Annotated in this window: 16 protein-coding genes and 3 pseudogenes; 8 read left to right on the top strand and 11 right to left on the bottom strand. The window is 74.3% G+C overall.

Annotation, left to right across the window (positions count from 1 at the left end; translation table 11 throughout):
- Positions 1–136: 136 nt before the first annotated feature.
- Positions 137–1,081 carry a PAC2 family protein gene (locus tag ACFY0X_RS03700; RefSeq protein WP_387748393.1) on the bottom strand — a complete coding sequence of 315 codons (945 nt, stop codon included), beginning with the start codon at positions 1,079–1,081 and terminating at the stop codon, positions 137–139.
- A gap of 730 nt (positions 1,082–1,811) precedes the next feature.
- Here ACFY0X_RS03700 and ACFY0X_RS03695 point away from each other — a divergent pair.
- On the top strand, positions 1,812–2,546 hold the full coding sequence (locus ACFY0X_RS03695; RefSeq protein ID WP_387748391.1) for a GNAT family N-acetyltransferase: 735 nt from the start codon (positions 1,812–1,814) through the stop codon (positions 2,544–2,546).
- Between the two features lie 370 nt (positions 2,547–2,916).
- Here the strand turns inward: ACFY0X_RS03695 and ACFY0X_RS03690 are convergent.
- Positions 2,917–3,813, bottom strand: a pseudogene (locus ACFY0X_RS03690) (ADP-ribosylglycohydrolase family protein); the annotation flags it as partial.
- A 112-nt stretch (positions 3,814–3,925) separates the two neighbouring features.
- Between ACFY0X_RS03690 and ACFY0X_RS03685 the strand changes: the two are divergent.
- A complete protein-coding gene (locus tag ACFY0X_RS03685; protein WP_387748389.1) occupies positions 3,926–4,921 on the top strand; it encodes a hypothetical protein in 996 nt (331 codons plus the stop codon).
- 44 nt (positions 4,922–4,965) lie between these two features.
- Here the strand turns inward: ACFY0X_RS03685 and ACFY0X_RS03680 are convergent, their stop codons facing one another.
- The 6 genes from ACFY0X_RS03680 to ACFY0X_RS03655 all read right to left on the bottom strand — a co-directional run bounded on the left by ACFY0X_RS03680 (position 4,966) and on the right by ACFY0X_RS03655 (position 13,028).
- Complete coding sequence (locus ACFY0X_RS03680; RefSeq protein ID WP_387748387.1) at positions 4,966–5,502, bottom strand: ribonuclease; 537 nt, start codon at positions 5,500–5,502, stop codon at positions 4,966–4,968.
- Between the two features lie 256 nt (positions 5,503–5,758).
- The gene (gene ppdK / locus ACFY0X_RS03675) at positions 5,759–8,467 is read right to left on the bottom strand and encodes a pyruvate, phosphate dikinase (protein WP_387748385.1); all 2,709 of its coding nucleotides are present in this window, start codon (positions 8,465–8,467) and stop codon (positions 5,759–5,761) included.
- Positions 8,468–9,031: 564 nt separating this feature from the next.
- Entirely contained in the window at positions 9,032–10,201 is a 1,170-nt protein-coding gene (gene dusB, locus ACFY0X_RS03670; protein ID WP_387748383.1) for a tRNA dihydrouridine synthase DusB, read from the bottom strand.
- 87 nt (positions 10,202–10,288) lie between these two features.
- Positions 10,289–11,179 carry a hypothetical protein gene (locus tag ACFY0X_RS03665; RefSeq protein WP_387748381.1) on the bottom strand — a complete coding sequence of 297 codons (891 nt, stop codon included), beginning with the start codon at positions 11,177–11,179 and terminating at the stop codon, positions 10,289–10,291.
- A 2-nt stretch (positions 11,180–11,181) separates the two neighbouring features.
- A complete protein-coding gene (locus ACFY0X_RS03660) occupies positions 11,182–11,826 on the bottom strand; it encodes a response regulator (RefSeq protein ID WP_387748379.1) in 645 nt (214 codons plus the stop codon).
- Positions 11,814–13,028: a histidine kinase gene (locus ACFY0X_RS03655; RefSeq protein ID WP_387748377.1), complete on the bottom strand. Its 1,215-nt coding sequence runs from the start codon at positions 13,026–13,028 to the stop codon at positions 11,814–11,816. The genes ACFY0X_RS03660 and ACFY0X_RS03655 overlap by 13 nt, the downstream gene beginning before the upstream one ends.
- A gap of 390 nt (positions 13,029–13,418) precedes the next feature.
- Between ACFY0X_RS03655 and ACFY0X_RS03650 the strand changes: the two genes are divergently transcribed.
- Positions 13,419–13,841 carry a hypothetical protein gene (locus tag ACFY0X_RS03650; protein ID WP_387748375.1) on the top strand — a complete coding sequence of 141 codons (423 nt, stop codon included), beginning with the start codon at positions 13,419–13,421 and terminating at the stop codon, positions 13,839–13,841.
- A complete protein-coding gene (locus ACFY0X_RS03645; RefSeq protein ID WP_387748373.1) occupies positions 13,838–14,278 on the top strand; it encodes a hypothetical protein in 441 nt (146 codons plus the stop codon). Before ACFY0X_RS03650 ends, ACFY0X_RS03645 begins: the two co-directional genes overlap by 4 nt.
- 42 nt (positions 14,279–14,320) lie before the next feature.
- On the opposite strand, the gene ACFY0X_RS03640 is transcribed toward ACFY0X_RS03645, so the two are convergent.
- Positions 14,321–15,247, bottom strand: a complete 927-nt coding sequence (locus ACFY0X_RS03640; RefSeq protein ID WP_387748371.1) for a helix-turn-helix transcriptional regulator — start codon at positions 15,245–15,247, stop codon at positions 14,321–14,323.
- 102 nt (positions 15,248–15,349) lie between these two features.
- On the opposite strand from ACFY0X_RS03640, the gene ACFY0X_RS03635 reads away from it, so the two are divergent.
- From ACFY0X_RS03635 to ACFY0X_RS03625, 3 genes and pseudogenes are all read left to right on the top strand, one after another.
- Positions 15,350–16,843: an MFS transporter gene (locus ACFY0X_RS03635; protein ID WP_387748369.1), complete on the top strand. Its 1,494-nt coding sequence runs from the start codon at positions 15,350–15,352 to the stop codon at positions 16,841–16,843.
- 375 nt (positions 16,844–17,218) lie between these two features.
- Entirely contained in the window at positions 17,219–17,485 is a 267-nt protein-coding gene (locus tag ACFY0X_RS03630; protein ID WP_387748367.1) for a type II toxin-antitoxin system Phd/YefM family antitoxin, read from the top strand.
- Between the two features lie 64 nt (positions 17,486–17,549).
- A pseudogene (locus tag ACFY0X_RS03625) lies at positions 17,550–18,474 on the top strand (IS982 family transposase); the annotation flags it as partial.
- Here the strand turns inward: ACFY0X_RS03625 and ACFY0X_RS03620 are convergent.
- Positions 18,465–19,094: an alpha/beta hydrolase gene (locus ACFY0X_RS03620; RefSeq protein WP_387748365.1), complete on the bottom strand. Its 630-nt coding sequence runs from the start codon at positions 19,092–19,094 to the stop codon at positions 18,465–18,467. The pseudogene ACFY0X_RS03625 and the gene ACFY0X_RS03620 overlap by 10 nt on opposite strands.
- 117 nt (positions 19,095–19,211) lie before the next feature.
- On the opposite strand from ACFY0X_RS03620, the pseudogene ACFY0X_RS03615 reads away from it, so the two are divergent.
- Positions 19,212–19,853 (top strand): annotated as a pseudogene (locus ACFY0X_RS03615) (phosphatase PAP2 family protein); the annotation flags it as partial.
- A gap of 285 nt (positions 19,854–20,138) precedes the next feature.
- On the opposite strand, the gene ACFY0X_RS03610 reads toward ACFY0X_RS03615, so the two are convergent.
- A complete protein-coding gene (locus tag ACFY0X_RS03610; RefSeq protein WP_387748363.1) occupies positions 20,139–20,843 on the bottom strand; it encodes a response regulator in 705 nt (234 codons plus the stop codon).
- Between the last annotated feature and the right edge of the window lie 31 nt (positions 20,844–20,874).

The raw sequence follows: 20,874 nt of genomic DNA, 5'->3' as shown, positions 1-20,874 counted from the left end.
ACGGCCGTGGCCGATGACTCCCAGCCCGGCGAAATGGCCGTCCGGCGTACCCGAACCGGCCGGAATCCGACCCCGGCCCGACCGGCCCCGGCCGACCGCGGCCTCCGCCGCCCGCTTTCCGCCCGCCCCGCGCCGGCTACTCCGCGCCGCGCTCGTGCTCGGCCAGGAACTGCTCGAAGCGCCGCCCGAGTTCGTCCGCCGAGGGCAGGTCGACCGGTTCGGCCAGCAGGCTCTCCCGGCCCTCCGCCCCCGCCACGGCGTCGTACTGGCCCTCCATGCCGCGGATCGCCGAGCGCAACTCGCCGTCCCCCTGGGCCAGCTGCTCCTCGATGTCCGCGTAGACCTCGGAGACCTGCTCGCGCAGCCGGGTGCCGGGCAGCACCAGCCCGGTGGCGGACTGCGCCGCCTCCAGGATCTGCACGGCCGCCGCCGGGTAGGCGGAGCGGGCCACGTAGTGCGGGACGTGCACGGCGAAGCCCAGGACGTCGTGCCCGGCCTCGGCCAGGCGGTACTCCACCAGCGCCTGGGCGCTGCCCGGGACCTGCGCCTGCTCGAACCACTGCGGGTAGCCCGGGGCGAGGTCCAGCCGGTTGCCGTGCGGCGTCAGGCCGACCGGGCGGGTGTGCGGCACGCCCATCGGGATGCCGTGGAAGTCGATCGAGAGCCGGACCTCGAAGCGCTCCACCAGCTCGCGGACGGCACGCGCGAAGCGCTCCCACTCGACGTCCGGCTCGGGGCCGGTGAGCAGCAGGAACGGCGCGCCGGCGGCGTCGTGGACGAGCTGGAGCAGGATCTCCGGCGGGTCGTAGGACGTCCAGCGGTCGTGGTCGAAGACCATCGCCGGGCGGCGAGCCCGGTAGTCCACCAGGCGGTCGTGGTCGAAGCGGGCCACCACCTGCGGCGAGCCCGTCTCCAGCAGGTGGGCCACCACCTGGCCGCCGGCCTCCCCGGCGTCCATGAAGCCCTCGAAGTGCTGGAGCAGCACGAGGCCGGCACCGGTGTCGCGCAGCTGCTCGTTGGCCGCGGCGACGGCGGCCACGCCCCGCTGATCCAGCTCGTACAACGCCTGGAAGTCACGCACCGCGCACCCAACCCCGTTCTCTGCTCGTTCCGGTCGACCGGCTTCTCGTCCTCTCCAGCGTGCCGGGCGCCGCCGGAATTCCCGCTCCGGTGCCCGTCCTGCGGACACCCCGTCCGGGGACCGCCGCACCGGCCGCTCCGCGGGCGGCTCCCGGCCCGGCCGGCGGCTCCCCGCGGGACGCGCCCGACGGCCTCGGCCGACCGCTCCGGACCATGATCGCACCCGACGGAAGAGCCCCTGGTCACAGCCCTGTAAGGGGGCCGTCCGCAGGACCCGGGAGCGGCCCGCGCGCCCATTCGCGCGCCGCGAAGTGACGCACCGCCTTCTGGCGGGTATCGTCCTCTCGCTGCCTCGCATCGTCGCGTCGTCGTCACGTCGTCCGTAACGCCGTCGACCACGTCCCGGTCCGGTGCTCGGCCAGCCACCCACGACGCATCTTGCCTTCACCTGGCCGCCTGCTTCCCTTCGCGCTCTCGTTCCCTCTTCGGCCATTTCGCGGACGCACACTGTCCCCTCGCACGTCCCGCCGGACCGGTCCGAGGATCCGTGTCCGTTCCGGCACCCCGCGCCGCCCGTTCCGGGCCGCCGCCCCCGCCCCGTCCGACCGGCTCTCCGGCGTGCGCGGGTACCCGGCGGACGGACCCGGGCCCAGGCGTACCCAGACCAGCGCACCCCGTGCCGCACCCCGGCGTGGGAGGCTCCCTCCGACCGATGAAGGACCGAAGGTTCCGTGCCCGTACCTGTCATCCTCACCGGCCGCACCGTGCGGCTGGAGCCCCTCGCCGCGCACCATGCCGAGGCCATCGCCGAGGCCGGCGCCGAGGACCGTACGACCTACGCCTTCACCCCCGTCCCGCACGGCCTGGAGGCCGCCCGCGACTACGTCGCCCGGGCGCTCGCCGACCAGGCCGCGGGCCGTTCGCTGCCGTTCGCGACGGTGAACGCCGCCGACGGCCGGGTGGTCGGCTCCACCCGGTTCCTGGAACTCGACTACTGGCAGGGCCCGCTGGTGTGGCCGCCCGCGCCCGGGGTCCCGTTCGGCGATCCGGCCACGGCCGTCCCGGACGCGGCCGAGATCGGCAACACCTGGCTCTCGCCGCGCGCCCAGGGCACCGGCATCAACACCGAGGCCAAGCTGCTGATGCTCCGCCACGCCTTCGAGACCTGGGGCGTGCAGCGGATCTCGCTGCGCGCGGACGCCCGCAACCTGCGCTCGCGCGCCGCCATCGAGCGGCTCGGAGCGACCTCCGAGGGCGTCCGCCGGGCGCACTCGCGCGGGCTGGACGGGGTGGTGCGCTCCACCGCCTTCTACTCGATCCTCGACGACGAGTGGCCGGCCGTCCGGGACATCATCGAGCTGCGGATCGCCGCCGCGACCTCGCCGAGCGCCCCGGATCCGGCGATCAACCAGGAGTGCCTTAGACCGGGCGGCAGCGGCGCCGGGCAGCTGATGATCACGGTCTGAAGCCGGTCCCCGGCGGGTCGTAGCCGACGATCGCCAGTGACAGGACGAGCGGCAGGGCGTCGGGGTCGTCCCACGCCCGGTGGTACGCCGGGTCCGCCTCGACCAGCGCCGACACCGGCCGCCAGCCGCCGCCCGGCACCGGGGCGACCCGGACCCGGTAGACCTCCCGGCCGCCCACCCCGCGGTACAGGTGCAGCGTGCCCTCGGAGGTGACGGAGACCCAGCGCTCCTCCACCGCCCGGGGCCGCAGGCCGCGCCTGATCCGCTCCCAGTCGTGGTCGGACCAGATCCGGTCCGGCACCGGGCACGGGCGGGGCAGGCTCATCGGCAGCAGGTGCGGTTCGCCGGCCGCGCGGACGCCGCCCGGCTCAGGGAACGCCCAGGCGGGCAGCGGCTCGCAGGCGGCCAGCCAGGCCCGCGGGATGCCGCCGGTGCCGGTGTGCGCGGCGACCACCCCGCCGGTGATCGCGGCGACGGTGTCCACGTCGCCGCCGGCCGCGATCGCGTCCCACACGGCGGCGCGGTAGTCGGCCAGGTTCCGGGCGGCGCACCACAGCGCGTACGGGACGGTGTCGGCCGCGGACGTCCGGCTGCCGTTGCCGAGCACCCCCGCGACGAACCGGACGTCCGACCGGCCGAGCAGTGCCCGGGCCTCCTCGAGGCCGTCCTTGACCGGCCCGTTCGGGGTGAGGTCGGCCACCGACTCCAGGAAGCGCTCCGGCGTCGGCGGCCGGCTGCGGGTCCGCGCGGCGTACGCGGCCGCCACCGCGACCGCGATCGCGCCGTCCACGGCCTACGGGTGGGTGTGGGTGATCAGGGCGGTGTCGGCGGCGGGGCGCACCACCGCCTTCGGGTCCTCGGCGTGCGCGGCGCCGAGCGGGGCGACCCGCATCGCGGCGCCGTTGCCGTACGAGCCCTGGCCGTCGAAGAGTTCGGCGGCCAGCCGGCTCGCGTCGCCGCCCTCCCGGACCAGCCGCAGCAGCCGGTTGGCGGCCGGGCCGTAGCCGCGGTCGAAGTCGTGGCGGCGGGCGAAGGCGTGGGTGAGGTCGAAGGTGTCGATCGCGCCGCGCTCGGTGTGGGCGGCGTACACCGAGCAGGCCATCTCGGTGTCGTCGGTCCAGGGCCAGGGGCTGAGCGGTTCGGTGCGGGCGGCGAGGTGGGCCCGGGCGGTCTCCGGGACGAAGAACTGGGCCCCGAGGGCGTCGCCGACGGAGAGGCCGAGGAGCGCGTCCAGCGCGGGACCGGCGTGGGTGAATGGAATGGTCATATGGCCCCCAGCTCAACGGCTCCCCCGCCGATCCGTCAACACCCGCGACCGCCACCCCCACCGACGGGGGACGTTTCGCATACCTCCGATCCCGGCGGGCAGGCCCCGGGGCATGACCCGCGCGAATCACCTCGACCCGGTCGCCCTGCTCGGCGCCGACCAGCAGCACATCGCCACCCGGGCGCAGCTGCGCCGGCTCGGGGTGCCCTCCGGCACCATCGCCCACCGGCTGCGCCCGGGCGGCCCCTGGCAGCAGGTGCTGCCCCGGGTGATCTGCCTCCAGAGCGGCCGGCTGACGATCCACCAGAAGATGCGGGCCGCCCTGGCGTACGCGACGCCGAAGGGTTGCGACGCGCGGGCCGGGGAGGTGCTGCTGACCGGCTTCGCGGTGCTGGCCGAGGCCGGGCTGCCGAGCGCCGGGCACCCGTCCGACCTGAGCTCGGTCGATGTCCTGATCCCCGCTCAACGGCGGGTCGGCGACCGGGAGTTCGTCCGGATCCACCGGGCCTCGGGGGCGATGCCGGGCGGCTTCGAGCGGGACGACGGGCTGTGGAGCACCACCGTCGCCCGGGCGCTGGCGGACCTCGCGCCGAAGGAGACGGGGCAGCGCCGGTTCCGGGCGCTGTGCGCGGAGGCCGTGCAGCGGCGGCACTGCGAACTCGGCGAACTGCTCGACCAGTTGCTGTCCCGCCCGGGTGCGCTCGGGCTGCCCCAGGTGGCCGGGGTGGTGGAGGACCTGACGGTCGGGGTGCGGTCGGTGGTGGAGGGCGAGGCCCGTGAGCTGCTGGCGCACGCGGGGCTGCCGGAGCCGCTGTGGAACCCGGTGCTCTTCCTGGACGGCCGCTTCCTCGCCGTCCCGGACGCCTACTGGCCGCACGCCTGCGTCGCCCTGGAGATCGACTCCCGCGCCTGGCACCTGCGCCCGGCCGAGCACGAACGGGGCATGGTCCGCGCCAACCGCCTGACCGCCGCCGGCCTGCCGGTGGTCCGCACCACCCCGGCCCAGCTGCGCCGCGACCCGGCCCCGGTGCTCCACGAGCTGACCGCCCTGGTCACCACCGGTCCGCACGAGCCGCACCCCCGGATCACCTGGCGGCGGGCGCGGTGAGGGGCCGTCGCACGCCCGGGCCGGGGCGGCCTGCCGCGGCCCGCTCAGCAGCGGGAGTCGATCTCCTGGAAGGTGGCGTAGTGGTCGGCGGACCAGTACTGCTCGCCGGAGCCGCCGGTCACCACCCGGCGGGTGCCGCGGTCGTTGGAGCCCGGGGTGACCACGGTGTACTCGTGGTAGTAGCCGCCGGCCTTCCTGGGGAGGCGGTTCTCCCGGTTCTCGAAGACGACGCCGTCGCGGCTGTACGGGTAGGGCCCGCCCTTGGCGATCAGCGTGAGGGTGTCCACGGCCTGGCTGGGCAGCTTGGTGCGGCAGACGTCGGCCATGGCCGGGTCGGTCGGGACCCAGCCGGCGGCCGGGGCGGAGGTGGCGGCGCCCCCGGCGGGCGGGCTCGGCTTGGGGGCCGAGGGCTTGGCCGCCGCGGACCCGGCCGTCGACGGTCCGGCGGTGGCGGCCGCGGTGGGGCTCGCGCCGGCCCCGGGGTGGCCGCTGCCCCGGTCCGTGAGGAGGTACCCGATCCCGGCCAGGACCGCCAGGAGCAGCACGGCCACGACGACGAGCGGGTTCTTGCGGTTGGTCATGCGGTCCAGCTTGGCAGGCGGCCGGTCCGCGCCGGGCGAGCCACCCGCGTGGCCGCCGCCACACCCGGGCCGGACGCGCTCCGCGCCCCGTCCGCGGGCAGACGTACGGCCGGGCGGGAACGGACGCCGTTGTCCGTTCCCGCCCGGCCGTGTCACGTACGCCGGTTCTCCTGCGCCGAGCTCCGGTGTACGCCCTCCCGACGGGAGGGGGAGCGGTCAGTCGTACCCGCGCGTGCGGAGGGGATGCCTACCCTCCTCAGCGCGAGTCGCTGCCCGCCGACTCGATGGCGGCGCGGCCTGCCTCCAGGCGCGCCACCGGGATCCGGAAGGGGGAGCAGGAGACGTAGTCCAGCCCCACCTCGTGGAAGAAGTGGACCGAGTCCGGGTCGCCGCCGTGCTCGCCGCAGACGCCGAGCTTGAGGTCGGGGCGGGTGGCCCGGCCGGCCTCGACGGCGTGCCTGACCAGCGAGCCGACGCCGTCGCGGTCGATGGTCTCGAACGGGGAGACCCCGAAGATGCCCTTCTCCAGGTAGGCGGTGAAGAACGAGGCCTCCACGTCGTCCCGGGAGAAGCCCCAGACCGTCTGGGTCAGGTCGTTGGTGCCGAAGGAGAAGAACTCGGCGGCCTCGGCGATCTGCCCGGCGGTCACCGCGGCGCGCGGCAGCTCGATCATGGTGCCGAGCTTGATGTCCAGTGTCACGCCGGTGGACTTGGCGACCTCGGCGAGCACCCGCTCGCACTCGTCGCGGACCAGCTCCAGCTCCTGGACGGTGCCGACCAGCGGGATCATCACCTCGGGGCGCGGGTCCCCGCCGGCCAGCTTGCGCTCGGCGGCGGCCTCGGCGATGGCCCGGACCTGCATGCCGAACAGGCCGGGGATGACCAGGCCGAGGCGGACGCCGCGCAGGCCGAGCATCGGGTTCTGCTCGTGCAGCTTGTGCACCGCCTGGAGCAGCCGCAGGTCGTTCTCGTTCGGGTCCTTGCGGGCCTCGGCGAGGGCGACGCGCACCGACAGCTCGGTGATGTCCGGCAGGAACTCGTGCAGCGGCGGGTCGAGCAGACGGACGGTGACCGGCAGGCCGTCCATCGCCTGGAACAGCTCCAGGAAGTCGCCCTTCTGCATCGGCAGCAGGGTGGAGAGGGCGAGCTCGCGGTCCTTGTCGTTGTCCGCCAGGATCAGGTGCTCGACCTCCTTGCGGCGCTCCTCGCCGAGGAACATGTGCTCGGTGCGGCACAGGCCGATGCCCTGGGCGCCGTAGCGGCGGGCGCGCGAGCCGTCCTCGGCGTTGTCGGCGTTGGCCCGCACGGCCAGCCGACGGCGGCCGTCGGCGTGCGACATCAGCCGGTGCACGGCCTGGACCAGCCCGCCCTGGACGTCGGCGCCGGCGTGCAGGGTGCCCTCGAAGTACTCGACCACGGGGGACGGCAGGACGGGCACCTCGCCGAGGTAGACCTTGCCGGTGGCGCCGTCGATCGAGACGACGTCGCCCTCGTGGATCACCTGGCCGTCGGCGGTGGTGAACTTGCGGGCCTTGGTGTCGACCTCCAGCTCCTCGGCGCCGCAGACACAGGTCTTGCCCATGCCGCGGGCGACCACGGCCGCGTGCGAGGTCTTGCCGCCGCGCGAGGTCAGGATGCCCTCGGCGGCGATCATGCCGTCCAGGTCGTCCGGGTTGGTCTCGCGGCGGACCAGGATGACCTTCTCGCCGGAGCGGGACCACTTGACGGCGGTGTACGAGTCGAAGACGACCTTGCCGATCGCGGCGCCCGGCGAGGCGGCCAGGCCCCAGGCGATCTGCTGCGACTCGGCGTTCGGGGCGAAGCGGGGGAACATCAGCTGCGAGAGCTGGCCGCCGGTGACCCGCATCAGGGCCTCGTCCAGGTCGATCAGGCCCTGGTCGACCAGCTGGACGGCGATCCGGAAGGCGGCCGCGGCGGTGCGCTTGCCGACGCGGGTCTGCAGCATCCAGAGCTTGCCGCGCTCGATGGTGAACTCGATGTCGCAGAGGTCGCGGTAGTGGTTCTCGAGCGTCTGCATGATCGCCATCAGCTCGTCGTACGACTTCTTGTCGAGCTTCTCCAGCTCGGACAGCTGCAGGGTGTTGCGGATGCCGGCGACGACGTCCTCGCCCTGGGCGTTGGACAGGTAGTCGCCGTAGACGCCCTGGGCGCCGGTGGAGGGGTCGCGGGTGAAGGCGACACCGGTGCCGGAGTCCTCGCCGAGGTTGCCGAAGACCATGGTGCAGACGTTGACCGCGGTGCCCAGGTCGTTCGGGATGCGCTCCTGGCGGCGGTACAGCCGGGCGCGGTCGCCGTTCCAGGAGTGGAAGACGGCGTGGATCGCCAGGTCCATCTGCTCGCGCGGGTCCTGCGGGAAGGCCCGGCCGGTCTCGCGCTCGACGATGCCCTTGAAGACCTCGACCAGGTCCCGGAGGTCGGCGGCGTCCAGGTCCAGGTCGTTGACGGTGCCCTTGGCGTGCTTGGCCTCGTCCAGGGCCTCCTCGAACAGCTCGCCGTCGACGCCCAGCACGGTCTTGCCGAACATCTGGACCAGGCGGCGGTAGGAGTCCCAGGCGAAGCGCTCGTTGCCGGACTGGGCGACCAGGCCGGCCACCGAGGCGTCGGAGAGGCCGATGTTGAGGACGGTGTCCATCATGCCGGGCATGGAGAACTTCGCACCGGAGCGCACCGAGACCAGGAGCGGGTTGTCGGCCTGCCCGAGCTTCTTGCCCATCTCCTGCTCGAGGGCGTCCAGGTGGGCGCTGATCTCCTCGTGGAGGGAGGTGGGCTCGCTACCGGTCTCCAGGAAGACCTTGCAGGCCTCGGTGGTGATGGTGAACCCCGGAGGGACGGGGAGGCCCAGGTTGGTCATCTCGGCCAGGTTCGCGCCCTTGCCGCCAAGAAGATCCTTGAGGTCCTTGTTTCCTTCGGTGAAGGAGTAAACAAACTTCTGCTGGGACGGCACGGGTCGGTCTCCTCGTACGCGGTTGCCCTGACGCCGGAGAACATACCCATTTCGAAGGCGCTTCTCTGCCCTGAATAGGCCACCCGAGGCCGGTACCAAGCGGTAACCCGCTAGATCGAAAGCGCATAAAGGCGTTCACCTCTGTTGGTGAAATCGTCCGCCTGACGCTAGGCAGTGTTCAAGTCTTGAAGACAAGCAAACCCGAAGATCACACGATCCGGACGCAGGGTAACGACCGCGCGTCGGTGGCGTTGCCCCGGCTTGATTTCCTGCACCCGGATCGCCCGATCACCGGCCGACCGGCTTCGGGAAGCGATTCACAGTCGACCTGTCCATTTCGTCCACTGACCGGCCGTCAGTCCTCAGCCTATGTGGCAAGCGTCACCAGCGCATCTCACGGGTCGGGCGTAGAGCGCCTCCGCCGATCGTCGCACTGCGTCCAGAAAGATGCCCGCTCCGTGACGTCCGGACGACGAAAAGGAGCCCTCTTGTCCAGGATGGACAAGAGGGCTGGGACCTAGTGGCAATCACCCCGGAACGGGTGTTTTCGCCGGTCCGTACAGATCATCCGCCAGAGGTGTCCGATTCGGCGTCCGCGCCCGGGCGGGCGCAGTCATACGGATCGTCCAACCAGCCCTCAGGCAGGACCACCCGGTTGTTGCCGCTGGTGCGCCCGCGCGGGCCGTCCGCACCGGTCGGCCAGCCCTGGGACTGCTCCACCTGGGAGAGGGTTTCGGCCAGTTCGGCCAGCGAGGAGGAGTTGGCGAGCCGCACCCGCAGCTCGGAACCGACCGAGAAGCCCTTGGTGTACCAGGCGACGTGCTTGCGGAAGTCGACCACGCCGCGGGCCTCGTCGCCCAGCCACTCGCCGAGCAGCTGCGCGTGCCGCACCATCGCCTCGGCCACGTAGCCGAAGTCGGGGCGGGCGTAGTCCACCTCGCCCTCGAAGATCGCGACCAGGTCCCGGAACAGCCACGGCCGGCCCAGGCAGCCGCGGCCCACCACCACGCCGTCGCAGCCGGTCTCGCGCATCATCCGCACCGCGTCGTCGGCCGACCAGATGTCCCCGTTGCCCAGCACCGGGATGTGCGCCGGGACGGACTCGCGCAGCCGGGCGATCGCCGACCAATCGGCCGTCCCGCCGTAGTGCTGGGCGGCGGTGCGCCCGTGCAGGGCGATCGCGGCCACGCCCTCCTCGGCGCCGATCCGGCCGGCGTCCAGGTAGGTCAGGTGGTCGTCGTCGATGCCCTTGCGCATCTTCATGGTCACCGGCAGGTCGCCCGCGTTGGCGACGGCCTCGCGCAGGATCTCGCGCAGCAGGTTGCGCTTGTACGGCAGCGCCGAGCCGCCGCCCTTGCGGGTGACCTTGGGGACGGGGCAGCCGAAGTTGAGGTCGATGTGGTCGGCCAGGCCCTCCTCGGAGATCATCCGGGCGGCCTTGCCGACGGTCACCGGGTCCACCCCGTACAGCTGGATCGAGCGGGGCTTCTCGCTCGGGTCGAACTTGATCAGCTGCATGGTCTTGGCGTTGCGCTCGACCAGCGCCCGGGTGGTGATCATCTCCGAGACGTACAGGCCCCGGCCGCCGCTCTGCTCGCGGCACAGGGTGCGGAACGGCGCGTTGGTGATGCCGGCCATCGGAGCCAGCACGACGGGCGGCCACACCTGGATCGGGCCGATGTCCAGCGGCGCGAACTCGGCGTCGGACGCGGTGGGTGCGGGCGTGGCTGTCATGCGCGGCTGACCTCGGGTGGTGGGGATGGGACTCTCCATTGTCCCCTACCCGGGTGAGCGGCCTCCGCCCGCTCCGGGGCGCCCCCGTCACGGCGACGGCGACGGCGCCTCGGGGAGGGACGACGGCGACGACGGGAGCGCCGGCTGCGGCGACACCGACGGCTCCGGCGACATCGACGGTTCCGCCGGTTCCGCCGCCGCCGCGGTCTTCGACGGGTTGATCGAGATCGAACCGGAGGTGACCGCGGCGTGCACCCGGTTCGGGCTGGCGGAGTCCGCCAGCACCGGGTCGATCCGGCCGTGGCCGCTGCCCACCTCGCTGGAGAAGGCGTACCGGCTGTCCTTCGGCACGGTCATCTCCACCGAGCCGGAGGTGGCCGTGGCGTCCACCGCGCGCGGGACCCCGGCGAAGCCCAGCGTCACCGAGCCCGAGCCCACCCGCGCCGTCACCCGCCGGGAGCCGAGGTCGGTGCCCTGCACCAGCCCGGAGGTGGCCTGCACGGTCACGTCCCCCGAAGTGTCGGACAGCAGCAGCCGGCCGGAGGTCAGCTCCATCCGCACGGCCCCGCTCAGGCCCTCCACCTGGACGGAGCCGGAGCCCACCGAACCGGACACCTCGGTCGCGGCCGGCACCTCCAGCTCGATCTCGGCCCCGCAGCCGGCGCCCGTGAAGGGCAGGATCAGGCGGCAGCGCATGGAGACGTCGAGCACCCCGTCGACGACGACGGCGGACACCACCGGCTTGCGCACCAGCCAGTCCAGGCTCTGGCGGACCACCACGTGGCCGTCCCGGCCGGCCCGCACCCGAACCGAGGCGCTGCCGGTCTCCAGGTGGACCCGGTGGATCGCCACGTCGTACGGCCGGCTGGTGCTGGTGCGCTGCTGCACCGCCATCGACCAGGTCTGCAGTCCGGCGCCGATCATGACCAGGACGATCACGACCGTCCCGGTGACCCGCCAGCCCTTCGTCCCCTTCACGGCTACCCGACCTCCAGGAAGCGCAGCACCGCCATCACCCGGCGGTGGCTGTCCTCGGCCTGCGGCAGGTGCAGCTTGGTGAAGATCGAGTTGATGTGCTTGGCCACCGCGCTGTCGCTGACCACCAGCGAGCCGGCGATCGCGGCGTTGGAACGGCCCTCCGCCATCAGGGCGAGCACGTCGCGCTCGCGCGGGGTCAGCTTCTCCAGCGGGTCCCGGTGGCGGCGCACCAGCAGCTGGGCGACCACCTCCGGGTCCAGCGCGGTGCCGCCCTCGGCGACCCGCTGGAGCGCGTCCACGAAGTCGTCGACGTTGGCCACCCGCTGCTTGAGCAGGTAGCCGACGCCGCTGGTGTTGGTCGCCAGCAGGTCCGCGGCGTAGCGCTCCTCCACGAACTGGGAGAGCAGCAGGACGGCGGTGTCCGGCCACTGCCGGCGGATCACCATCGCCGCCTTCACCCCCTCGTCGTGGAAGCCCGGCGGCATCCGGACGTCGGCGACCACCACCTTCGGACGGTGCTCCTCGACGGCGGCCAGCAGTTCGGTGGCGTCCCCGACGGCGGCCACCACCTCGAAGCCCACCGCCTCCAGGACCTTGACCAGACCGACCCTCAGCAGGACCGAGTCCTCGGCGATCACAGCGCGCACGGCAACTCCACGGTGATGGTGGTGGGGCCCCCGAGGGGGCTGAGAACGGACAGCGTGCCGTCGACCGAGGCGGCGCGCTTGCGCAGGCCGGTGAGCCCGGTGCCGCGGGACGGGTCCGCGCCGCCCACGCCGTCGTCGCTGATGACCAGGCGCAGCCGGCCGCCGGCCGTCCGCACGGAGAGGTCGACCCGGTTGGCCCTGGCGTGCCTGGCCACGTTGGTGAGCGCCTCGGAGACGGTGAAGTAGGCGACCGCCTCGACGGTCGGGGCGATCTGCTCGGAGAGGTCGACGTCCAGGCGCACCGGCAGCGGGGCCCGGGCCGCGATGCCGGACAGCGCCGCGTCCAGGCCGCGGTCCTCCAGGACGGCGGGGTGCAGCCCGCGGACCAGGTCGCGCAGCTCGTCGATGGCCGCCTGGGCCTCCTCGTGCGCGTCGACGATCACCTGCATCACCTCGGGCGGCACGTCCTTGAGGGTGCGCCGGGCCAGGCCCAGGTTCATCGCGAGGGAGGTGAGCCGCTGCTGGGCGCCGTCGTGCAGGTCGCGCTCGATCCGGCGGCGTTCGGCGTCCACCGCGTCGACCAGCCCGGCCCGGCTCTCGGCGATCTCCTCGACCCGCCGTTCCAGCGCCTCCGCCCGGTCCGGGCCGAGCAGCCGGCGGGCCGCCCACGCCTCCAGCCGGGCCAGCTGCGTCCCCGGCAGCGGAAGGACAGCCAGCAGCAGCACCCCGCCGACGGTGAGCAGGACGTCCTCCCCGGCCAGGCCGGAGCGCAGCGCGGTGCCGGCGGGCAGCAGCCAGATCCAGCCGTACACGGTGGCCAGCACAAGGGCGGTCGCCCAGGCGTACAGCACCCCCAGCGCGGCCACCGCCAGCAGCGGGCCGACCACCAGGTGGTGGAGGACCTGACGCCAGGTCAGTCCGAGCAGGAGGCGCCGGAGTCCGGTCGGCGGCCGCAGCGGCGGCACCTCCACCCCGCGCAGGGCCCGCAGCCGACCGCGCTGGACGCCGGTCAGCGCGCGGGTGCAGAGCAGGACGGCGGCGAGCACGGGGAAGAGCGTTCTCGAGTCGGTGACGGCCAGCCAGACCGGCGCCGCCATGGGTATTCCGGCGGCTGTGAAGCGGACGTCCCGCCAGACCTCGGGCGACCACGGTGGGCGCCGAAGGCTCCTGACGAGCGCTCGGCGCAGCGTGGTGGAGGGCATGCCCGACAGCGTAGGGCCCGGTGATCACGGGCCGCCATGAAGGGGGGTTCCGGGTGGGGGTGTAGCTAGGTACACCCCCGATTCGGTGTGGGGCACCACCGACAGGACGGGGGTCCCGGCGGAAGGCTTGAGGGCATGACGAGCACTGCATCGCACTCCGCCACTCCGCCGCACGGGCGGCCCGGTCCGGGGAGTGCTTCCGGGACGCCGGCGCCGACGAGGGCGCTGCCCGGGGGGCGGCTGTCCGACGGGGGGCTGCTGTCCCCCGGGGCGCCGCTGTCCGACGGGGGGCTGCTGTCCCGTGGGGCGCCGCTGTCCGACGGGGGGCTGCTGTCCCGTGGGGCGCTGCCGGACGGGGCGTCGACTGAGAGGGAGCTGCCTGAGGGGGCGTTGCCGACGGGGGGCGGGCCCTGGTCGGTCCGCGGCGTCGGGCCCGGTCGCGGCCGGGCCGCGCTGGAGCTGTACCAGTACGGGGAGTTGACCGACGTCCTGGTCGCCGCCCGGCTCACCCCGCACCTGCTGCGCGGGGCCCGGTACTGCCCGTCCACCGGGCGGAACCGGCACGTGCTCGCCTGGGGCCGGCTCGCGGCCGACGGCGCCGCGCCCGCGGTGGTGTTCAGCGGGCGGCGGCCGTTCCGCCGGGTGCGGTCGACGGCCGAAGTGGCCACAGTGGCCGGGCGGTTCTGGGTCGCCTGGGCCGAGGGGCCCTTCGACGCGGTACGGGTCGAACACCCGGCGGGCGGGACGGCCGAGCGGCTGCCGCTGGAGCGGGTGCGGGACCGGCACCGAAACCGGGACCGGGGTGCGGCGTGACCACCGCCGTCCTCGCCGCCCGCTCCGACCGCTCCGCGGCCTCGTACGTCCTGCCCGCGCGCTTCGCCCAGGTCCCGGTCATGGCCGCGGTCGCGCTGCTGCCCTGGCTGGCGGTCCTCGCCGTCTGCCACGAGACCCCGTGGGTCGTGCTGGACCTCACCGAGTTCGCCGCCCTGATCTCGCTGGACGCGCTGCTGCGCCGGCGCAGCCCCGCCGCGCTGTGGGCGGGCGCGGCGGTGGCCCTGCTGCTCACCGGGGACGCGCTGGCCGACATCGCCTGCGCCGGTCCGGACCACGCCGTGCTCGCCGCCCTGGTGATGGCCGGCTGCATCGAACTGCCGCTCGCCGTGGTGTGCCTCTGGCTCGGGCGGGACGCGGCGGCGCGGGCCTGGGGCCGGTCGGGCCCGGGTCGGTTGGGCTCGGGCCTGGCGAGTTAGAACCGGGTGGCCGGTACCGGGTTGGCCGCTACCGGACGGCTGCTACCGGATGGGCAGCGCGTCCATCAGCGCGCGGGTCTCGTCGTCCAACGGGGTGTACGTGATCATCCGGGTCCCCCGCTGCGGGCCCAGCCAGAAGTTGGTGTACTCGCAGCGCAACAGCCCGACGCCCGGCACCTGGAAGCGCTTGATGCCGTTGCCCGGCCGCATCACGTCGTGCCGCTGCCAGAGCTCGGCGAAGTCCGGTGAGGCCTTGAGCACCCGGGCCAGCAGCGCCTTCCAGGCCGGCTCCGAACTGTGCTCGGCCATCGCCGAGCGGAACCGGGCCACCATGCCCAGGCGTTCGGTGCGGTAGTCGACCAGCACCTCGCGGAACTGCGAGGGCGTGAACGCCATCCACATCAGGTTCCGGTCCTCGGGCGCCAGGGCACCGAGGTCGCCGACGATCGCGGTGTACTGGGCGTTGTGCGCCAGCACGTCGTAGCGGGAGTTGACCACCACGGCCGGGTAGGGCGCCAGTTGCTCCAGCAGCAGCCGCACGCTCGGGGTCACCGAGGGGCACTCCCTCACCGGCGCCGGGTCGTCCGCGCCGGCCAGGGTGAACAGGTGGGCGCGCTCGCTCGGGTCCAGCAGCAGCGCCCGGGCCACCGAGTCCAGCACCTGGGTGGACACCTGGATGTCCCGCCCCTGCTCCAGCCACGTGTACCAGGTCACCCCGACCGCGGCGAGCTGCGCGACCTCCTCCCGGCGCAGCCCCGGCGTCCGGCGGCGGCCGGTCATCGGCAGGCCCACCTGCTCGGGCGCCAGCCGCTCGCGGCGGCTGCGCAGGAACGCGGCCAGCTCGTGGCGGCGGGCTTCGCCGGGGGTGGTCCGGTGCTGCGCGGCGGCGGTGGCGACCGGACGGGCTTGCGCGGCGGCTCGCGCGGCGGCGGCCGGACGGGCTTGCGCGGAGGGTGTGGCGAGGCTCATGCTCCCCAGCATGCGGCAGCGGCCAGCCTGTTGCCAGGTACTTCTTATACCTGGATAACCACACTCTGGTACCAGGGTACGGCGCGGCGGATCGTAGGACCCGTGACCCAACCACTCGCCGTCGCCCCCGCATCGGGCCGCACCGCCACCACCCCGGGCGCCGCGGCCACCGCCACCGGACCCGCCGGATCAGCCGGATCGGCCACCGGCCCCGCCGCCGCCCTCGGCACCGCCGGGCTGGTCACCGTCCTGCTCGGGGCCTTCCTGCCGATGCTCGACTTCTTCATCGTCAACGTCGCCCTGCCCACCATCGACCACGACCTGGCCGCCGGGCCCGCCGTCCTCGAACTGGTCGCCGCCGGCTACGGCATCGCCTTCGCCGTGCTGCTCGTCCTCGGCGGGCGCCTCGGCGACAGCTACGGCCGCCGCCGGCTCTTCGTCGTCGGCGCCGTCGCCTTCGCCCTCACTTCGCTGGCCTGCGGCCTGGCCCCCGACGCGTGGTCGCTGGTCGCCGCCCGGGCCGCCCAGGGCGCCTCGGCCGCGCTGCTGATCCCGCAGGTGCTCGGCACCATCACCGCCGCCACCGAGGGCGCCCGGCGCGGCCGCGCGCTCAGCGTCTACGGCGCGGTCGGCGGGATCTCCGTGGTGATCGGGCAGGTGCTCGGCGGGATGCTGGTCGCCGCCGACCTGTTCGGCACCGGCTGGCGCTCGGTGTTCCTGCTGAACGTGCCGTTCGCGCTGCTCGCCGTGGTGCTCGCGGTCCGCTACGTCCCGGAGAGCCGGGCCGCGACGGCCGCCCGGGTCGACGTGCCCGGCACCGTCCTGCTCACCGGCACGCTGCTGTCCCTGCTCATCCCGCTGATGGAGGGCCGGGCGGCCGGCTGGCCGCTCTGGTCCTGGGTGCTGCTGGCGCTGTTCCCCGTCCTCGCCGTCGCCTTCGGCGCCGTGGAGCGCCGCGCCGAGCGGCGCGGGGACACCCCGCTGGTGCCGCCGTCCCTGCTGCGCATCCCGGAGATGCGGCGCGGCCTCGGCATCGCGCTCCCCTACTTCGCGGGCTTCGGCGGCTTCATGTTCGTCATCGCGGTGGCCCTCCAGCAGGGCCTGCGGCTCGGCCCGGTGGCGGCCGGCTGGGCGCTCGTCCCGATGGCGGTCGGCTACTTCTCCGCCTCGCTCGCCGGCCCGCGGCTGATCGGCCGCTGGGGCAGCCGGGTGCTCAGCGCGGGTGCCCTCGTCCAGGCCACCGGCCTCGCCGTCCTCGCCGTGACCGTACTGGCCGACTGGGCGCACTTCTCCCCGCTGCGGATGGCGCCGGGCGTCGCCCTCGCCGGCATCGGGCAGGGCCTGATCGGCACCCCGCTGTTCCGGGTCGTCCTCGCCAAGGTGCCCGCCGCCCGGGCCGGCGTCGGCAGCGGCGTCCTCGCCACCGGTCAGCAGTCCAGCCTCGCCCTCGGCGTCGCCACCCTCGGCACCCTCTACCTCTCCCTCTCCCCCGTCCTCGGCATGGACCGGGCCCTCGCCCTCTGCCTGGGCATCCAGCTCCTCGGCTCCTTCACGATCCTCTACCTGACCACCCGCCTTCCCCGCTCCATCGGCTGACGCCGGGCCTCGGGATCCTGGCCCCCAGGCCTCGGCCCCGGCAATGGCGCTCTGCGATGGCGACGCGTGGCCTCCCGACCGGTACGACTCGTACGACCGGTCGGGAGGCCGTCGGCGTCCCCGGCACCACGGGTTCCGTACCCCAACCGGTCGAGCCAGTGGCCCAGCAGGATGCGGAGGGTTTCGCCGGCCTCCTCCTCGACCAGGCCGGCCCGACCACCCTGCCCTGGCCCGCCCTCACCCTCCTCACCGCCGCCCTGGCCACCACCCTCACCGGGCGGCGCGACGGCTTCCCGGCGCTGGGCGGCACTCGTTCGCGTGAAATCGACGCACATTCCTCGCGACAGCCGTACGGGGCGCCGTACCGTGAGCCACATGCCGGTCAACGTCACCATCAGCCAACTCCAGCAGCAGACCGATGAGTTGATCGACCGTGTCGCGGCCGGCGAGCGCATCGGGATCACCCGCGACGGTCGGGTGGTCGCCGTCCTCGCGCCGCCCGGCCCCGAGCAGCGGGGACTGGACGGTCTCGTCCGCGACGTCGGCAAAGCCCCCGAGAACGCCGCCACCGCACGCGGTCCGGCCGACGGGACAGCCCTCGGGCCCGGCGCCCGGCCCGGATCGGGGCACCCCGCCCGTTGATCCGGATCGGCGCTCCGTCGGGTCCGACGGGCACGGTGCCCGGCCCGTTCGGGGTGCCCGGCGGATCCCGGCTGGACGAGTAGTTCCGAAGTCGGCTGGGTCTGAAGAGCTGGACGCCCTCCTGACGGCACTCCACGTGCAGATCGACGATCACCTGCCCCGAACGCGAGGGTTGGGGCGCCCGCCACGGCTGACGGACTCCGAGCTGGTCCGCCTGGCCGTGGCCCAGGCCCTGCCCGGCTTCCACTCCGAGGCCCGCTGGATCCGCTTCGCCCGCGCCCGTCTGCGTGAAATGTTCCCGAACCTGCCCGGCCGGCCCGGATACGACAAGCGCCTGCGGGCCGCCCGGCCGCTGCTCCAGCAGGCCGTCCGCGACCTGGCCCGGGCGACCGACCTGTGGGGTGACCCGGTGTGGATCACCGACTCCACGCCGGTGGAGTGCGGCCGATCCCGCGACACCGTCCGCCGCTCGGCACTGGCCGGCTGGGCCGGCTACGGCTACAGCCGTTCGCAGTCGCGCCGGTTCTGGGGACTGAAGCGGCACCTGGTCTGCACCCCGGCCGGGCCGCCCGTCACCTGGGCCCTGGCCAATCCGAAGGTCGACGAGCGCGAGGTCCTGGCCGCGCTCGTCGAGACCGAGCCCAATCTCGTGCGTGAGCGGCCCGGGCCTGCTGATCGTCGCCGGCAAGGGCTACGTCTCCGCCGAATTCGACCGCGTCCTCGACCAGTACGGCATCCAGCTCCTGCGGCCGTCCTCCCACAACCTCGCCGCTCGCCCGGGCGAGGGGCTGCTGAAGTCGGTCCGCCAGCTGATCGAGTCCGTCAACGACACCCTCGAAGGCCGGCTCGGCCTCGAACAGCACGGCGGTCGCACCATCGAAGGCGTCGGCGCCCGGGTCGGCCAGCGGCTGCCGGCGATGACCTGCGCGATCCGGCACAACCGCACCACCGGCCAACCCGTCACCCGATCGCTGATCGCCTACGACCACGGACCGACATCGGAACCACTCGTCCCACTTCCCGTACCCAGGGCGGCGATGAAGCGGTCCAGTCGCGAGGTGACCTGCCGGAGGACGTCGATCGAGCCCAGGGGGTCGTCGGGCAGTTCGAGGCCGTGGTCGGCGGCGGGCAGTTCGAGGACCTGGTGGCCGGTCGCGTCGGCGGTCGGGCGGTCCCACAGCTTGTCGGCGGTTCCGCCGACGAGGAGGGTCGGCGCCCCGGAGCGGTGCAGGGCGCGGGACACCTGGTCGACGGTCAGGAGGGGGGTGAGCCAGGCCGCCGGGAGGTTCCGGTCGGCCGCGACGGACGCGGCGAGGGAGCCGAGGGACTTGCCGACGAGCAGCCGGCAGACGCCGCGCTCGGCGTCGACGGCTCCGGCGACCTGCCGCTCGACCCACGCGATCCGGTCCTCCGTCGCCAACTCGGCGAAGCCGTCCGGCACGTGCCACCACAGCTCCTGGACCGTCCAGCCGTGCCGGAGGAGGACGGACCGGGCGAAGTGCAGCAGCGGCCGGGCGGGCGAGTAGCCGACGCCGGGGACGATCAGCGCGACCCGGTCGTGGTCGCCGTCGAAGCGGGTGGGGACGGTCGGCGCGTTGGGGACGGACATGGCCGCAGAGTACCCGCGGGCCTCCGGTGAGACGTTGTCAACCCTGACCATGGTCATGGTCGTTGCCTGACTTTCGGGTCGGGTGGAAAGGGCTCCTCGACCTCTACCGTCCGGACCATGACGTACACGGACAGGAAATCCAGGGATTCCGGGGCCGCCGGACGGAGGGCACCGAGGGTGGGTCGGGCAGCCGTCCGGGGCAGGCCCGTCCTCGCCGCGGCCCTGCTCTGCGCGGGGGCCGGGGTGGTGGCCTGGCTGGCGCCGGAGCGGGGCGGCGGCGCGGGGCCGGTGCGGGTGTCGGCCGGGTGGTCGGCCGACGGCTACCGGCGGGTGGCGGAGGCCGTCGCCGACGCCCCGCACGCGGTGGCCTCGCTGTCGGAGCCGGCCACCGAGGCCGGGCTGCTGGTGCTGGGGCTCCTGCTGGCGTTCTGCTGGTGGACGGCCCGGGCCCGGCGGGCCGTCGGGGTGGTCGCGGGGGTGGCGCTGGTCGGGCTCGGAACGGTGCTGGCGTACGGGGCCAGCGAGGTGCTGAAGGTGGTCCTCGACGAGGAGCGTCCCTGCCGGGCCCTGGTCGGGCTGCCGGGCACGGCGGTCGCCGAGTGTCCGACGCCGGGCGACTGGTCGTTCCCCAGCAACCACGCCACCCTGGCGGTCGCGCTGGCGACGGGGCTGGTGCTGCTGCGCCCGCGCTGGGCGCTGCTGGTCATACCCGTCGGCGGCGCCACGGCGGCGCTGCGGGTGGCGGCCGGGGTGCACTACCCGCACGACGTGCTCGCCGGTGCCGCGCTCGGCGGCACGGTCACGGTGGCGGTGGTCCTCGCCCTGCGGCCGGTGGCCACCACCGCGGTGACGGCACTGACCGGGGTGCCCGTCCTCGGGCGGCTGCTGTCGGCGCCGCCGGCACCGCCGATACCGCCGGCCCCGGGCTCGGGAACGGCCCCGGGCTCGGGCACGGGCTCGGGCACGGGCATGGGCTCGGGCACGGGCACGGGCTCGGGCACGGGCACGGGCTCGGGCACGCGCACCGGCCCCGCCCCGGCGGTCTCAGTCCCGTGGGCCGCCCGCGCAGGTCGCGCCGAGGGTCAGCCCGGCCTCGTGCGCGAGCACGGCGGCGGCCGCCCGGTTGGCCACACCCAGCCGCGCCAGGATGGAGCTCACATGGGCCTTCACGGTGCCCTCCACCAACCCCAGCCGACGGGCGATCTGACCGTTGGACAGCCCGGCGGCGATCAGCGTCAGGACGTCCCGTTCCCGGGTGGTCAGGGCGGCCACCTGTTCCCGGGCGCCGGCGCGCCGGTCGGCGGGTCCGCCGGCCCCGGTGGCGGCCAGGTGGGCGACCACCCGGGCGGCCACCTTGGGTGAGAGGTAGGCCGCTCCGCCCGCCACCGCGTGCACCCCGGCGAGCAGTTCCTCGGGCTCGCCGGACTTGATCAGGAAGCCGTTCGCGCCGCCGCTGAGCGCGCGCAGGATGTAGTCGTCCTCCCCGAAGGTGGTCAGCATGAGAACTCCGGTGGCCAGGCCGTTCCGGCGGATCTCCGCGGCGGCCGTGATGCCGTCCGTGCCGGGCATCCGGATGTCCAGCACGGCGACGTCCGGCCGGTGGCGGCGGACGAGTTCGACGGCCTCCCGGCCGTCCCCGGCCTCGGCGACGATCTCGATGCCCGGGTCGGTGGCGAGCACCGCGCGCAGTCCGGCGCGGATCATGGGCTCGTCGTCGGCGAGCAGCACCCGGATCGGTGCGGTGGTCATCGTCGGCTCCTGTCGTTCGGTCGGTACGGAG

This window comes from Kitasatospora sp. NPDC001547 (genome assembly GCF_042894165.1).
Classification (GTDB): Bacteria; Actinomycetota; Actinomycetes; order Streptomycetales; family Streptomycetaceae; genus Kitasatospora.
The sequence above is the reverse complement of the archived record's forward strand: the minus strand, read 5'-3'. Positions and strand labels throughout refer to the sequence as shown.

Coding starts and splice junctions, on each gene's coding strand:
- ACFY0X_RS03620 (WP_387748365.1), bottom strand. CDS start 19,094: ATGTCCGTCCCCAACGCGCCGACCGTCCCCACCCGCTTCGACGGCGAC.
- ACFY0X_RS03680 (WP_387748387.1), bottom strand. CDS start 5,502: ATGACCAACCGCAAGAACCCGCTCGTCGTCGTGGCCGTGCTGCTCCTG.
- ACFY0X_RS03640 (WP_387748371.1), bottom strand. CDS start 15,247: ATGAGCCTCGCCACACCCTCCGCGCAAGCCCGTCCGGCCGCCGCCGCG.
- ACFY0X_RS03685 (WP_387748389.1), top strand. CDS start 3,926: ATGACCCGCGCGAATCACCTCGACCCGGTCGCCCTGCTCGGCGCCGAC.
- ACFY0X_RS03655 (WP_387748377.1), bottom strand. CDS start 13,028: ATGCCCTCCACCACGCTGCGCCGAGCGCTCGTCAGGAGCCTTCGGCGC.
- ACFY0X_RS03610 (WP_387748363.1), bottom strand. CDS start 20,843: ATGACCACCGCACCGATCCGGGTGCTGCTCGCCGACGACGAGCCCATG.
- ACFY0X_RS03630 (WP_387748367.1), top strand. CDS start 17,219: ATGCCGGTCAACGTCACCATCAGCCAACTCCAGCAGCAGACCGATGAG.
- dusB (WP_387748383.1), bottom strand. CDS start 10,201: ATGACAGCCACGCCCGCACCCACCGCGTCCGACGCCGAGTTCGCGCCG.